Origin of the sequence: Pseudomonas bananamidigenes (assembly GCF_001679645.1) — a bacterium.
Classification (GTDB): Bacteria; Pseudomonadota; Gammaproteobacteria; order Pseudomonadales; family Pseudomonadaceae; genus Aquipseudomonas; species Aquipseudomonas bananamidigenes.
The window spans coordinates 17,867-31,075 of sequence record NZ_LRUN01000090.1; the positions used below are offsets into that span (position 1 = coordinate 17,867).

The window sequence follows — 13,209 nt, forward strand, 5'->3', positions numbered from 1 at the left end:
TAGGGAAAGGTGCTATGAGACGCATGCCTCGCAGGTTTATTCCCTTTGAACTGTAGTTTCTTTCACACGATGACGCGCACGCTCACTTCGGGGCCGACTCAATCAGATCAAAGCGTGGCTCGCGCTTTTCCAGAAATGCCTGCATGCCTTCCTTTTGGCCGGGCGTTGCAAACAAACCGTGGAAAGATCGTCGCTCGAACAAAAGGCCTTCGCGCAGCCCTGATTCGTCAGCCCGGTTCACCGCCTCTCGCGCAGCCAATGTCGAGATACGAGGGAATCCGCCGATTCGATGGGCGATCGCCAATGCCTCCTCGAGCAATTGCCCGGCAGCGGTCACCCGCGATACCAGCCCTGACTGCTCCGCTTCACGAGCGGACATCGAGCGTCCCGTCAGGATCATGTCCATGGCTTTTGCACGACCGATCAAGCGGGTCAGGCGTTGCGTCCCCCCCATGCCCGGCATTACCCCCAGGGTGATTTCAGGCAGGGCGAATTGTGCGGACTCGTCCGCCACGATCACATCGCACATCATTGCCAGCTCACACCCTCCGCCGTATGCAAAGCCAGCGACTGCCGCAACCTTCGGTGTGCGCAACGCGGCAAACGCGTCCCAGCCGGCAAAGTAATCCTCCTGAATCATGTCCAGACAAGACTTTCCGTACATCTCCTTGATGTCGGCACCTGCCGCGAAATATTTCTTCGTACCGGTCACCAGGAAACACCCGACGCCAGGATCGCTGTCCAGTGTTTTCAAGGTGTCCAGCAACTCACACATCAACGCTGTGTCGAGCGCATTGCGGGCCTGGGGTCGGTTGAGGCGAATCAACACCACGCGCCCCAGTCGTTCGATCAATACATTCATTGCAATCTCTTTCTATGTAATGGGAAGGAAAACAGCCATAAGGCTGTCAGGAGTCCCAGATAGCGCCGTAAGCCGGAATACCTCGCCCTTCCATTCCCTGAACCACACGCTCCGTCAGCGTCTGGTTGGAAATGCAAATCACCGCCTCCGCACCGAGGGTTTGAACAGCCGAGTAAGCCAGCGCCACCAGGTCCGGCTTGCCCTGCAGATCGGTGTCCCAGATATGCGCATCGGGTCGCGCTTGAAGAATTTCATCGACCAGCGCGTCGCCGTAGGTTTTTCTCGGACTGCGGGTCGACCAGATCAGATGAACAGGCACCTGCCCCGCCAACAGATGCGGCAGCACCGGGCCGATTCCGCTGCCGGTGGCGACGTAAACCACCGACCTGAACAGGGTTTCGATGCGGGCGACCCCGGCGGTGGTGATGCCCTTGACCCAGACATGGGTCGGCGGTTGCTCGATCATCTCGCCTGTCCAGTCACCCGCCCGGGAAATGATCAAGCGAAAACCGCGCTCGCCCGGTGCAGGAATATTGGCAAAGGAGTGCCATTCCCACAGCGGATTGCGACTGATCGCGGTGGAGGAACCGGCGAACGGCGTATGGTGATCGAATCGGGCGATGACGGCGTGTGACGATGGCTTGACCAGCGTTACCGGCACTCTGCGAAGGCGCAGCCAGGGCGACGCGATACTGAACGTCAGCACCGGCAGCATCCAGAACGACGCAGACGTCACTAAAACCTGCGCCAGATCCGAGGTCGGGTTGCGGTCCTGGGCGAAGACCACAGTCATGGCCCAGAACAGCAACAGGGCGGCCCAACCGGCAAAACGATGGGTACGTTCAAAACCGTTATGAAACCGCGAACGTATCCCCGGCAACGCCATGATTGCCATCAGCAGCAACAGCCCGAGCAAACTGCCGCTGATCGCCAACAGCGTCAGCGAAATCCCGCCCGCACCCTCGACCCTGTGCCAGACCAACGAACCGAACAGCGCGATAAACCACGCAATCGCCGCCATCGCTCCACCACTGTGCAAACCGCCAAAGTGATAAACCTTGGCCAGTGACCGACGAATCGCCAACGGCCAGCTCACAGGCGCACGAGTGGCCAGCCAGAACAGCAGGTTGATCAGGTACTGCTGACGTATCAGGATCGCCATCGAAAGATTGATCAGCACCAGTTGCGACAGCATCTCCAGATCGTTTCCCGAAACAGACCACCACTGTCCGGCGGTCAGCCCGTACCCGAGCGCGGCGAAATTGCAGATCAACACCAGCGCGACCAGCCGGTTGTAATGGGAAAACAGCGGCAGCGTACCCAGACGTCGCCATAACGCACGCGGCTCGGGCAAACCGAGGCCCGTGTCCAGACCACTCATTGCCCCGCCTCCTGTTCGGCGGCGACACGCTGCATGTGGTGCGCCTGCGCTTGCTCGAGCAACAGGCGTTTGTCGACCTTGCCCCGGGCGGTCAGGGGAATTTCATCGACCGGCAGAATCATCGAAGGAATGCAGTAATAGGCCAGGCGCTCTTCGCAACGGCGTCGTGCCTGGTCAATGTCCGTGGACGCGGGATAGACGAAAGCCACCAGATGGCGGTTATCGAACTTCAATGTGACGGCGCGCTCACAGCCCGGTGACGATTCCAGCGCTGCGGACACCGAATCCAGCTCGACCCGAAAGCCCCTGACTTTCACCTGATCATCCACACGGCCCAGGTGTTCCAGCTCGCCCTCTTCGGTCCAGCGTCCCAGATCGCGAGTGCGAAACATCATTCGCCCCTGCCCCAGAAACGGGTCGGGGCGGTAGCGTTCGGCAGTCAGTTCAGGATTGCCCAGATAACCCGCCGTCACGCAGTCGCCCCCGGCCCACATCTCGCCCTGCTCCCCCGGCCCGCACAATTGCCCCGCTTCATCGAGCACATACACCGTGTTGTTGGGCGTCGGTTTGCCGATGGTCAAGCGGCCCGTTCCCTTGTAGTGCTGCAGGGTGTTGATGATGGTGGTTTCGGTGGGTCCACAGGCGTTGTAGAAATTGCAAAAGGACGCCCAGCGATCGGCCAACGGCTGCGGGCAGGGTTCGCCCGCCAGCGCCACTACCTTCGCCTGACCGCAACGCGCAGGGTCCAGCGTGGCGAGAATCGACGGCGTGGCGATCAACACATCGCATTGCTCGGCCGTCTCGGCGATGTCCTTGCCGCGGATCATCAGCGTTGCGCCATGGGCCAGGCAGCCCAGAATTTCCCAGGCCGCCATGTCGAAAGCGATGTTGAGGATCTGGCCGACTTTCAAACCTGGCCGAATACCGAGATTGCCCGGAGCGGTCAGCAGAATGTTGCAGACATTGCGTTGGGTAACCCTCACACCATTGGGTTGCCCGGTCGTGCCGGACGTGAACAAGACAAAGCACAGTGGATCATCGAGCGGTGCGTCACTGCCCACGTTCAGATCATCGGCGATCGAACCGGGGGAAGCGATGAACGCGTCCAGTTGGATGCATTGCTGCCCCTCCGTCAGCGGAATGGCATGCACCCATGTGGACAGCGTCAGCACCACCCGCGTCGAGGCGACGTCCATGATGTGGCGTAATTGAGTCGTCGGTGTGATGCCAACGTGTTGCGGAATATAAGCGGCCCCCACCTTCAGGACGGCAAGCATGCCCACCAGCATCGGGATAGAACGCTCGACAAACAGGGCGACGTGATCACCCGCTACCACGCCATGAGTCTTCAGCACTGTAGCCAGTCGGTTGGCCTGGCGGTTCAGTTCACCGTAGGTGAGGGTTTGCCCCTGAAAACACGCGGCCAGCTCATGCGGTTGAGCCGCAGCCTGCTCTTCGATTGCGCGATGGATCAACGAGAATCCAGGCTCGACCACCGGACCGCATCCGAACTGACGCCACGCGTCGGATTGGACAGGTGATGTGAACGGGGTACCCATTGCGAATGCATGCATCTTTAAACATCCCTACTGCTCAAATGATCGTTCCAGCCAAATCAGCCATCGGCAGCCATCAGGCGGCTTCGGTGGTTGTTTGCGCTTGTCGGACGGGTTGAGCCGGGAAATTTGAATCCATTACATGGACTACAAGATGTGGTGACCTTTCCTACGCAGCAGGTTATTAAGCCTTTCAGCCCACAGCATGGAATAAGCTGTGTCGAGAGGCGTCTCTCCTTATGACTACCGCGCTTCTGAGCCAGAGCATGTCCCTGCCATGAACACACTCGACGAGCAACTTCGTGAAGTGATCCCCCGATTGCGGCGCTTTGCCGTGTCGTTGACGCGCAACAGCAGCAGCGCCGACGATCTGGTCCAGGCCAGCCTGGAACGTGCCCTCTCCAGCTGGGGTGACAAGCGTGTCGAAGGCGATCTGCGGGCCTGGCTTTTTTCGATCCTGTACCGCCAGTTCCTCGATGCCCACCGGCGCGCTCGTCGCTACGCCCGAATGCTCGAGTTTTTCACCGGCCGCGATGACACGGAACCCTCGGTGGAACGCACCGTCATTGCCCAATCGACCCTGCAAGCCTTCGACCGCCTGCCCACCGAACAACGCGCCCTGTTGCTGATGGTGTCGGTGGAAGGCTTGAGCTACAAAGAGGTCGCCGAGATCCTCGACATCCCCACCGGCACCGTGATGTCGCGCCTGTCCCGTGCCCGCCAGGCACTGCGCCAGCTCAGCGACGGTGAAATCAGCAGCCCTTCCCTGCGGATACTCAAATGATCAGCCTGCCTCCCAGCGAGCGTGACTTGCACGCCTACATCGACCACCAGCTCAGCGAGACCGACCGGCGTGTGCTGGAAAACTGGCTGGCCAGTCACTCCGAAGAGGCCGCCTTGATCCGTGCCTGGCAACAGGATGCCCAACATCTGCGCGCCGCCCTTGGCGGTGCCTTGCAGCAACCGGCCAACCCGGATCTGGACCCGGCACTGATCCGTCAGCGGCTCAAGACTCGATCGCGTCGACGCTGGGCCAGCGCGGCCGTGTTGCTGATGGCGGTCAGCCTCGGCGGCGTCAGTGGCTGGCAGGCCCGGGAAATGACCTGGGTGCGCTCGGTCGCGCCCATGAGCGATGCCCTGCAGGCGTATCGTTTGATCGCCCAGCAAGGGCTCCTGCCGGCGGACTTCAAGGTCGACGGTACCGGCGACATGCAGGGCTGGCTCGACCGCTACTTCACGCAGGCCAACCGACTGCCGGATCTGACGTCAGCCGGTTTCCGGCCGGTCAGCGGGCGCTTGCTGAGTACTGAAGAAGGCCCGGCGGCGATGGTGATGTATGAGGATCGGGATGGGCACAAGGTCAGTTTCTACGTCAGGCCACCCGGCCCGAAAAACACCTTCCTGCCACGGGGCAGCCGTCAGGACGGGGATCTGCAGGCCGAGTACTGGTCCGGTGAGGGGTACAACTACGCGATGGTCACTCCGACCGACATTCCGGCGGCACCGTTGCTCCGGCACACCGAGCGCTTCTAGCCCGCTCAAAAGCCGACGTCCAGCACCACGTTGTCCAGATAAGTGCCGGCGGGCGGCGTTGACTGATCGGTGTAGATCCTGGCGTTGTAATTGAAAATCTGGCTGCCGGTGCCCAGGCCATTGCCGGGATTGACCTCGGCATCGGTGCTCGCCCGACGTGCCGCACCGACGCTGCCCCAGCGGGTGGTTCCGGCGCTTTTGAAAATGTCGTAGGCCAGGTAATTGCTGCCTGAAATCATTCGTCGTCGACCGCCGACGCTGAGCGGATTCTGACCATCGCTCAAACCGACGGTGTAGGCGCTGCCCTTGGTGCAGGCCAGATTGATGGTCTGCCCGGTCACCGGGGTAAACGCGCTGATCACCGGTGCGCTGCCGAACGCGATATTGGGGGCGGTGATGGTGCAATCGTTGGCCACGGTCAGGTTGACCGTCAGGGTCGTGGTGCCACTGTTGATATCCCGACCCAGGCAGAGTCCGCCGGCACCGATGCCCGAACAGTAATTCCAGTTCCAGAAAATGCTCAGGGTTTCGGTGTAGCCCCCCGCCGCCACGTTGCTGCCGATTGTGGTGCCGAAATACAGCGGCACGGTTTTCGGCACGGTGCCGTTGAGCAATCCCAGCGCATCGATGATGCCGTTGCGGGCAAAATCGTAGGCCGTGCCGCGAGTCAGCGGGTAACTGGTGCTGTTGTTGGCGTAGATCGTATAGCTGATGACATCCCCGGTGGGCCCGAGCAGGCCGCTTTGGGTCGAGGTCACCGTGGCCCAGAAATGGTCGTTGTTGGCCAACAGTGACAGCAGCGAACCGGTACAGCTCAAACCGCCATTGAGCGTGGAGCTGGGCTGCGAGGTGGTGCGCACCGCAATCGAACTGAGCGTGCCGAACCCGGCCGGCGTGGTCGAAACCACCGAACACAGCGCCTGCGCCGCCCCCGGCAACACCAGCACCAGCCAGAGACACAATTTCATCCACGTCATTGGCACACCAGCGGTCCGATCAACGGCACCTGTTCCTGCTGCAGATCGATGCTGAACTGCGCCTGACAGCTCTTGCCATCGGCCAGCGTTACCCTCAGCGAATTCTGCGCCTGCAGGTTTTCCAGATAGACCAGCCCGTCCCAACCCACCACCGTGCGCGTCCCGCTCTGTTCATGCAGTACGCCACTGCCCAGCGGCAACTCCTGCTGCTGCGCATCCACCAGCACGATACTTGCGGCAATCACCCGGCTCAGCGGAAACTCCAGCAGATAACCGCTGCCACGGCGCACGGCCACACGCTGTTCAACATTCGGACTGCGCACGTTGGCCGGCAGGTTCAACGGATCGATTTCATACTTGCCACGGTAGTAGGCGCTGCTCCACGGCACCAGCAAGTGACCGTTGCGATCGGTCTGACCGACCTGCTGATTCTCGTAGCGCACCGGGACATCGGCATAACCGTCGGTGCTGACCAGCACGAACGCATCGTCGATGCGGTTGGCGGCGAAGACTTGCCGGTCCATCCAGACCAGCGAACCGCTGGCATCGGCCCAGCGGGTTTCGGCGTCCGAAGTACCGTAAACGCCAGCCTGCAATTGCACCGACTGCAGACGCCAGGTCACGTCGGCCTGACGGTAATCGGCACCGTCGCCCTTGGCGTACCCGAGATTGAACCCCACCCCGCCCTCGGATGGCACCGCGCGACTGTAGTTGACCCGCTGCTGGCTTTGTCCGTTCTTGTTGCGCTCGCTGCTGATGGCCAGGCTGCCGTGCACATCGAAAGGGATGACCAGTTGCGCCTGCACCGCCCAGTTGGCATCACCGATTTCGCGGTTGGCGGACAGGTAGAAACTGCTGTTGCGCCACAGCGGCTTGCTCCAGCTCAGGTTCAGCAGCCGCGTGCGAGAGTCGTCCGCCGCCCTGATATCGAAGTAACCGACACCCAGGCTGCCCCAGCGCTCAAGGTTGAGGCTCAGGGTCGCCTGTTCGCTTCGCTTGCTGAGGCTGGTGTAAGGACTGTCGACAACCGTGAGGTCGGCGTACTGGTCGCGGCGTTGCAAGCGTTGCCAGGAAAAACTGAAACGCTGGGCGCTGTACTGGTAACCGAGACTGTATTGCTGGCCGCCATCACCGTCGAAACGGCTTTGACTGAACGCGCTATTGAGCACCCCGAAATGGCCGAGCCGCAGATTGCCACCGAGGCCGCCAAGGGTCAGCGAGTCGGCGGCTTCGGCGTGGCTTTCCAGGGTGAAGCTGTCGCTGACGCCATAACGCAGGCTGCCCGAGGTCACACCCGGTCCGTAACTGAAATCCTTCAGCCCGTAATCCCGGCGCAGCGTACCGGCCGTCACCGAGAAATCGCTCAGCCCCTTCTGCAACAGGCTGCTGGTGACATAGAACGGCACGGTAGTGGACACTTGCCGGCCCAGCGCGTCAGTGGTCACCACCACGGCTTCGCCCGCGCCGTTGATGAACGGGATGTTGGTCAGGGTGTACGGTCCCGGCTGCAAATCGGCACTGCTGGACTTGTAGCCGTTGATGAACAGGTCCACCGAGGACGGCACTGCCGCCTCGCCGGCGAATTGCGGCAGCGGGTAGGTCACCAGATCCGGGCGCACCGCAAAATCCCGGGAAAACTGCACGCCGCCCAGACGCACCGAACTGCTCCAGGGCAACGCGCCACTGACCACGTCCCCAGCCTCGTAAGTCAGCATCCGCTCATCATCGGAGTAGCGCCACGTGGTGTCGTAACGCAGATAACCGTTGTTCAGCGTACTGGCCTCATCACCGGACAAGGTACGCCGATACTGCCCGGTGCTGGACAGCGTGCCCCAACTGTCGAATACCCGTATCTCGTTCCACGCCGCCAGGTAAGTGCCGACGTCATCGGTGTCGTTGAGGTAAAGGTCATAGTTGAACAACGCACCGAAACTGCTCAGCGCCGGGGTGCGCGGATAGACCTGACGGTTGCCGATGAACTGCTCCGGCAGCCAGTCCGGCGGCACATCCAGCAGCAGTCGCTGACCGATGCTGTCGTACTCGCTGTGCAGCCCCGGCAGGCCGTCGAGATCGACTTCGGCAGCGGCACTCTCGGGCAGTGTCATGCCGGTATCGCGCAACACACTGCTCGGCAGGAACAGCCGCCCGCCCCGCTGCTCCACCGACACGACACGCCCGGTATTCATCTGGTTGACCACCAGTTCCAGAAACAACTGTGCATCGCTGACGGCCTCCATGCCGCTGGGGGGCGGCGGCAGTTCGCCAGCCCCGGATGGATGAATGAACATCAGGCAACACGCGCCGGTGACAAGCCACAACGGACGCTGAATACGGCGAGCCCATCCCGGGCTCATTAGCGTGTTTCGTCCGTCAATGGACTGCTTCCTCCTGAAACCGCTGCTGCCCGCCGGCCTGTCGCTTGCCCGGTGGCCATGCACTACCCGATCCGCAGACCGAATTCCTTAATTGGCCGGGGTAATGCTCTGAACCTGTGCCGCGCCATTGATCCGGCCCGCCAGTTCCCCCGTCACCGAACCCGGCGCCGCGCCGGCCAGCGCATCACCGCGCCAGGCAATACGTAACCCAACAACCCTTCCGCCAACGGTTTGCTTTGCCCGCCCTGCCTGAACGCGACATCGGTCAAGCGCGCATGCACCGCTCCCTGATTGCGTACTTCCACGTAGGGCTTGCCATCGACCGAGACCGACCGCCAGCTCAGTTGCGGCAGGCCGATGCCCTTGGGATCACGCTGGCGGGTGCTGTCCTCCTTGCCCCAGAGCCCCGCGCCGTAGGCGAACAGCGGCACCGAATAGCGCATCTGGAAGCGAATGGCCGCCGCGGTCTTTCCTGCATCGGCGACAGGTGGCTGCGCCGAAGGAATCTCGTCGATGATGATCCGGTAAGCCAGTTCCTGGCCGGGCGGCACGTCTCGGGTCCGGGTCAGGCGCACCAGCTGCTTCTGCCCCGGCTCGATCTTCGCCACAGGCGGGCTGCCGATCACATCGCGCTGATTCTGGTACTGCTCCTGGTAACCGTTCTGACTCCAGCCGAATACACGGATCTGCAGGTTGGCGGTTTCACTGCCGCGGTTTTCCAGCCATAACGCACTGGCCTGCTGATCCGCCTCCAGCACCGGATCAATGGGCCAGATCAGCACGGAACTGGCTGCCTGCACCTTGACCGCTGCCAGCAAAATCCATACTGAGATTGCGCAACCCGCCCGTAACAGCCGTGACGAGACCTCCCCCATAACCCGCTCCTTGTGCCGTTCGTCACCACGACAGCTGCACCTGCAGCACATCGCTGTACGTCCCCCCGGGCACATTGCCCGGCAATTGCGCCTGACCGTAGATCGGCAGGCTGATGTTGTTGGCATCGCTGTACGCCACTGCCACGGTCTGACCGATCCCCAGGCTCTGGCTGTAGGCGGCGTCACGAAACAGCGCATAGGCCACCCGCGCGCTGCCGCTGTTGAGCTGCATGTGTCGGCCACTGCTGTTGTACTGGCCGCCATCGACCGTCATGTTCAACGTCACTCCCGGCGTGCATTGCAACTGCACGCCACCGGTCAGGGCCACCTGCACCGTGCCGGTGGACAGGGCCGGACTCGACCCGAAATTCAGCCCGCCATAGTTCGAAACGCCGCCCACCACCAGACAGCCCGGCGTGATGGTCGCGCTGACCTGAAAACTCTGACTGGTCACCGCTGCCAGCGGCAACGGCACTGCACCTGTGCACAGCACCAGCAGCGCTGCACTGCCACGCCGGCCCATGGCTCTAGAACGTCAGCTCAACGGCAATGGTGTCGGTGTAGGTGCCCGCCGGCAGACCGGCCTTGCCCACCGCTTGCCCGTAGATGTTCACGGTCTGCGCCACCCCGGTGCTGGCGGCGAGGCTGATCACGCCGTCGATGGCCAGCAACTGCGAGTGCCCGGCATCGGTGTACAGGTCGTAAGGCACGTAGTTGGCTACGCCGTCATACAGCGCTCGGGTACCGCCCGGAGACTTGCCGTCATTGGCACCGGCGCGCACCTTGACCGTCGGCGTGGTGCCGGCGGAGCAGAGAATCGACAACGCCCCGCCACCGCCACCCAGTACCTGTCCGGTCGCGGTGGTGAACAGGCTGTTGGCCGTGCCGAAATTCAGCGCACCGAAGTTCAGTCCGGTGGAACCGCCCGAGCCGTTGACCTGGCAACTGCTGATCAGGATCAGGCTGGAGGTGATCTGGCCGGTGACCGTGGTAGCGGCGTTGACACTGGAGGCCAGTGTCAGACCGAGCAGCGACAGACCTATCCTTGATGCAATCGTACCCATGGTGTCCTTCCTCTACGATTTACCAGTCGAGCGTCACCGTCAGGGTGTCGGTATAGACACCGGCCGGTACCGCGCGGGTGTTCGCCACCACCGTGCCAAACACCGGAATCGGTATCTGCGCGCCGCTGGTGACCGCGAAATTGTGCTGCTGGCCGATGCTGTAGCTCTGGCTGCCCGAAGCATCGAGGAACAGTTGATAGGGGATGGTCTGACGACCATTGCTCAGGCGACGGGTATTGCCGTCGCCATGGGTGCCGCCGTCAATGGTCACGGTGAAACCGGTCACCGACGGGTTGCAGGCCACGTTGAGCCTGCCACTGCTGTCATTGGCCAGGCTGGCCTTGATGGGAGCGTTCCAGGTCGGCCCCTGCTGACCGAAGTCGAGCTTGCCGAAATCCCCCACCGGGCTGGCGGGCGAGGATGCGTTGGTCACCTCGCAGCCGGCGATCAGGGTCAACCGGGCGTGGATCTGCCCGTTGACCGACGACTGCGCATCCTCGGTGAGAAACAGCAATGCGCCTGCGGTGATGACCAGCCAGTGCTTGCCCGTCATTGCATCCTTTCTCCTTCCGCTCCCTGAGGATCGTCCACTGCGTTCGTCATTGAACGCGTCAATGCCACATCATGCCGGTCGATCACCAGGTGACTGTCACCTTGACCAGATCCGAATAGCGACCGGCTCTCGGCACCTCGGCCATCCGCTCGATCCGCCCGTACAGCGGCAATTCAACCGAACCGCTGTCCGGCACGCGACCGCTGACCGGAACATCCACCACCAGCGGCACCCGTCGAGCGGGATCCTGATACAGACGATAGGGAATCATCCGGTCTCCCGCCTCGCCCGTCATGTAACGCACTTCGCCGGTCCCGCCATGCAGTCCGCCGTCGACACGCAACTGATACGGCGTGTCCGGGTTGCATTCCAGACGCGGCAACCGCGAAGTGTTCAGCGCCGCCCCGAGCGGCCCGGCCGGATCATCGAGGCGCGCGGTGCTGCCGAAATCGAGGACACCCGATTGCTCGATTCCGGCGTCACGTTGCTGGCCGACCAACTGACAGCCACGCTGCACGTCGACCCGCACTTCGACCTGCATGTCGACGGCCTGCACCGGTACCGCAAGCCCGCCCAGCAATGCCCAGACCATCCCTGCATTCACCGTCCGATCCCTGATGGCGACAGCGTCTCTGCCGTTACAGTGTTTCAGGTTAGCAACGGACGCCGATTGCGCCAGTCGATTGGATCCATTGACCGTACGGGATATGTTTCGAAAAGTTGTCGATTCAACACGTCAGGACGCTGAAAAAACCTCTACACGCAGCAAATTAATGTCCAGAAAGCAGCGCCTGCCGATAAAGCGCAGTGGAAGAAAAACTACCCATCTGGTTACACTACGCCGCCGCGCTCCGGGGGAGCCGGCCTGATCATGACGGAGTGACTCCACCGTGCCCGCCCGAACGCCCGAACCCTCACGTCTGTCCCGGCGCTTTTCCGTGCTGCGCCGTTGGTTCGGCATACGCAATGCTGCCAGTGCCGGTCATTGCGCCAGTGCTCAGGCGATCCGCGATTATTTCCGGCACAAGGCCCATGCCCAGGGCTATACCCTCAGCCATAGCCAACAGCGGGTGATCGACTGCATGGCGCAACAGGCGGGCCTGTTGTTCGGTCCTGCCCCGCAAACGCCTCCGAGTCTGTACTTGCACGGTGCAGTGGGACGCGGCAAGAGCTGGTTGCTCGACGGCTTTTTCCAGGCCTTGCCGACACAGCAGAAACAACGTCTGCATTTCCATCAGTTCTTCGCCGACCTCCATCAGGGCATGTTCCGGCATCGTGATCAGGAAGATGCCCTCGCCGCCACACTCGACGAACTGTTGCGAGATTGCCGGGTGCTGTGTTTTGACGAATTCCATGTGCATGACATCGGCGACGCGATGCTCATCACCCGGTTGTACAAAGCCCTGTTCCAGCGCGGCATCCTGCTGCTGGTGACCTCGAATTATCCGCCCGAAGGCCTGTTGCCGAACCCGCTGTATCACGCGCGGTTCAAACCGGTGATCGATCTGATCAATGCCCGCATGCAGGTCATGGAAGTTGGCGGCCCTCACGACTATCGCAGCCTGGCCCGTCACCACGCGCATCAGGTCTTCACGCAGGGCCATTACGTATGGCCGGCCACACCGACACAGCGCCAGGCGCTGGACTTGCCGCCACAAGATGCCGCGCCGCAGTCGATAGCGGTGGGCAGCCGGATTCTGCAGGCGCGCCTGCGCGACAATCGGCGTGTCGGTTTCACCTTCAATGCGTTGTGCGAGCAACCCACGGCAGTGATGGATTATCTGGAACTGTGCCGACACTTCGACCACTGGGTCATCGAGGAGCTGCCGGCGCTGGACGACTGCCCGATTGCCGTCCAGCAACGCTTTATCAATCTGATCGACGTGCTCTACGACCAGGACAAACACCTGACGCTGCTCGGGCATCTGCCTCTGCATGAAAGCCTGGCCGGCAACGCCATTGATCTGGCCCGCACCCGCAGTCGTCTGGGACAATTGTCGGAAACGCGCGAACCGATCTGATTTGCCGTTATC

At 62.0% G+C, this 13,209-nt stretch carries 12 protein-coding genes and 1 pseudogene; 3 read left to right on the plus strand and 10 right to left on the minus strand.

Translation table 11 applies throughout. The annotated features are described in order from the left end of the window. Window positions 1-82 precede the first annotated feature (82 nt). Genes BBF94_RS25540 through BBF94_RS25550 form a run of 3 tightly spaced genes read right to left on the minus strand, consistent with a single transcriptional unit; the run spans window position 83 to window position 3,802 of the window. Window positions 83-862, minus strand: a complete 780-nt coding sequence (locus tag BBF94_RS25540; RefSeq protein ID WP_065261705.1) for an enoyl-CoA hydratase-related protein — start codon at window positions 860-862, stop codon at window positions 83-85. A 46-nt stretch (window positions 863-908) separates the two neighbouring features. Then, window positions 909-2,243 (minus strand): ferredoxin reductase domain-containing protein, encoded by a 1,335-nt coding sequence (locus BBF94_RS25545; RefSeq protein ID WP_065261706.1) that lies wholly within the window; start codon window positions 2,241-2,243, stop codon window positions 909-911. Continuing rightward, a complete protein-coding gene (locus tag BBF94_RS25550) occupies window positions 2,240-3,802 on the minus strand; it encodes an amino acid adenylation domain-containing protein (protein ID WP_065261739.1) in 1,563 nt (520 codons plus the stop codon). The genes BBF94_RS25545 and BBF94_RS25550 overlap by 4 nt, the downstream gene beginning before the upstream one ends. Before the next feature lie 274 nt (window positions 3,803-4,076). Here BBF94_RS25550 and BBF94_RS25555 point away from each other — a divergent pair, with 274 nt between their 5' ends. Beyond that, complete coding sequence (locus BBF94_RS25555) at window positions 4,077-4,583, plus strand: RNA polymerase sigma factor (RefSeq protein WP_065261707.1); 507 nt, start codon at window positions 4,077-4,079, stop codon at window positions 4,581-4,583. Next, on the plus strand, window positions 4,580-5,332 hold the full coding sequence (locus tag BBF94_RS25560) for an anti-sigma factor family protein (RefSeq protein WP_065261708.1): 753 nt from the start codon (window positions 4,580-4,582) through the stop codon (window positions 5,330-5,332). Before BBF94_RS25555 ends, BBF94_RS25560 begins: the two co-directional genes overlap by 4 nt. A 5-nt stretch (window positions 5,333-5,337) precedes the next feature. Here the strand turns inward: BBF94_RS25560 and BBF94_RS25565 are convergent, their stop codons facing one another. The 7 genes and pseudogenes from BBF94_RS25565 to BBF94_RS25595 form a co-directional block, all read right to left on the minus strand. Next, on the minus strand, window positions 5,338-6,309 hold the full coding sequence (locus BBF94_RS25565) for a Csu type fimbrial protein (RefSeq protein ID WP_065261709.1): 972 nt from the start codon (window positions 6,307-6,309) through the stop codon (window positions 5,338-5,340). Continuing rightward, window positions 6,306-8,663 carry a fimbria/pilus outer membrane usher protein gene (locus tag BBF94_RS25570; RefSeq protein ID WP_065261710.1) on the minus strand — a complete coding sequence of 786 codons (2,358 nt, stop codon included), beginning with the start codon at window positions 8,661-8,663 and terminating at the stop codon, window positions 6,306-6,308. Before BBF94_RS25570 ends, BBF94_RS25565 begins: the two co-directional genes overlap by 4 nt. 108 nt (window positions 8,664-8,771) lie before the next feature. Continuing rightward, a pseudogene (locus BBF94_RS25575) lies at window positions 8,772-9,559 on the minus strand (fimbrial biogenesis chaperone). Window positions 9,560-9,581: 22 nt separating this feature from the next. After that, window positions 9,582-10,082: a Csu type fimbrial protein gene (locus BBF94_RS25580; RefSeq protein WP_065261711.1), complete on the minus strand. Its 501-nt coding sequence runs from the start codon at window positions 10,080-10,082 to the stop codon at window positions 9,582-9,584. Window positions 10,083-10,086: 4 nt separating this feature from the next. After that, window positions 10,087-10,623: a Csu type fimbrial protein gene (locus BBF94_RS25585; protein ID WP_065261712.1), complete on the minus strand. Its 537-nt coding sequence runs from the start codon at window positions 10,621-10,623 to the stop codon at window positions 10,087-10,089. Between the two features lie 19 nt (window positions 10,624-10,642). Further along, the gene (locus BBF94_RS25590; protein WP_065261713.1) at window positions 10,643-11,176 is read right to left on the minus strand and encodes a Csu type fimbrial protein; all 534 of its coding nucleotides are present in this window, start codon (window positions 11,174-11,176) and stop codon (window positions 10,643-10,645) included. An 82-nt stretch (window positions 11,177-11,258) separates the two neighbouring features. After that, the gene (locus tag BBF94_RS25595) at window positions 11,259-11,768 is read right to left on the minus strand and encodes a Csu type fimbrial protein (protein ID WP_065261714.1); all 510 of its coding nucleotides are present in this window, start codon (window positions 11,766-11,768) and stop codon (window positions 11,259-11,261) included. 298 nt (window positions 11,769-12,066) lie between these two features. Here BBF94_RS25595 and zapE point away from each other — a divergent pair, with 298 nt between their 5' ends. Continuing rightward, the gene (zapE, locus tag BBF94_RS25600) at window positions 12,067-13,197 is read left to right on the plus strand and encodes a cell division protein ZapE (protein ID WP_065261715.1); all 1,131 of its coding nucleotides are present in this window, start codon (window positions 12,067-12,069) and stop codon (window positions 13,195-13,197) included. The last annotated feature ends 12 nt before the right edge of the window (window positions 13,198-13,209 follow it).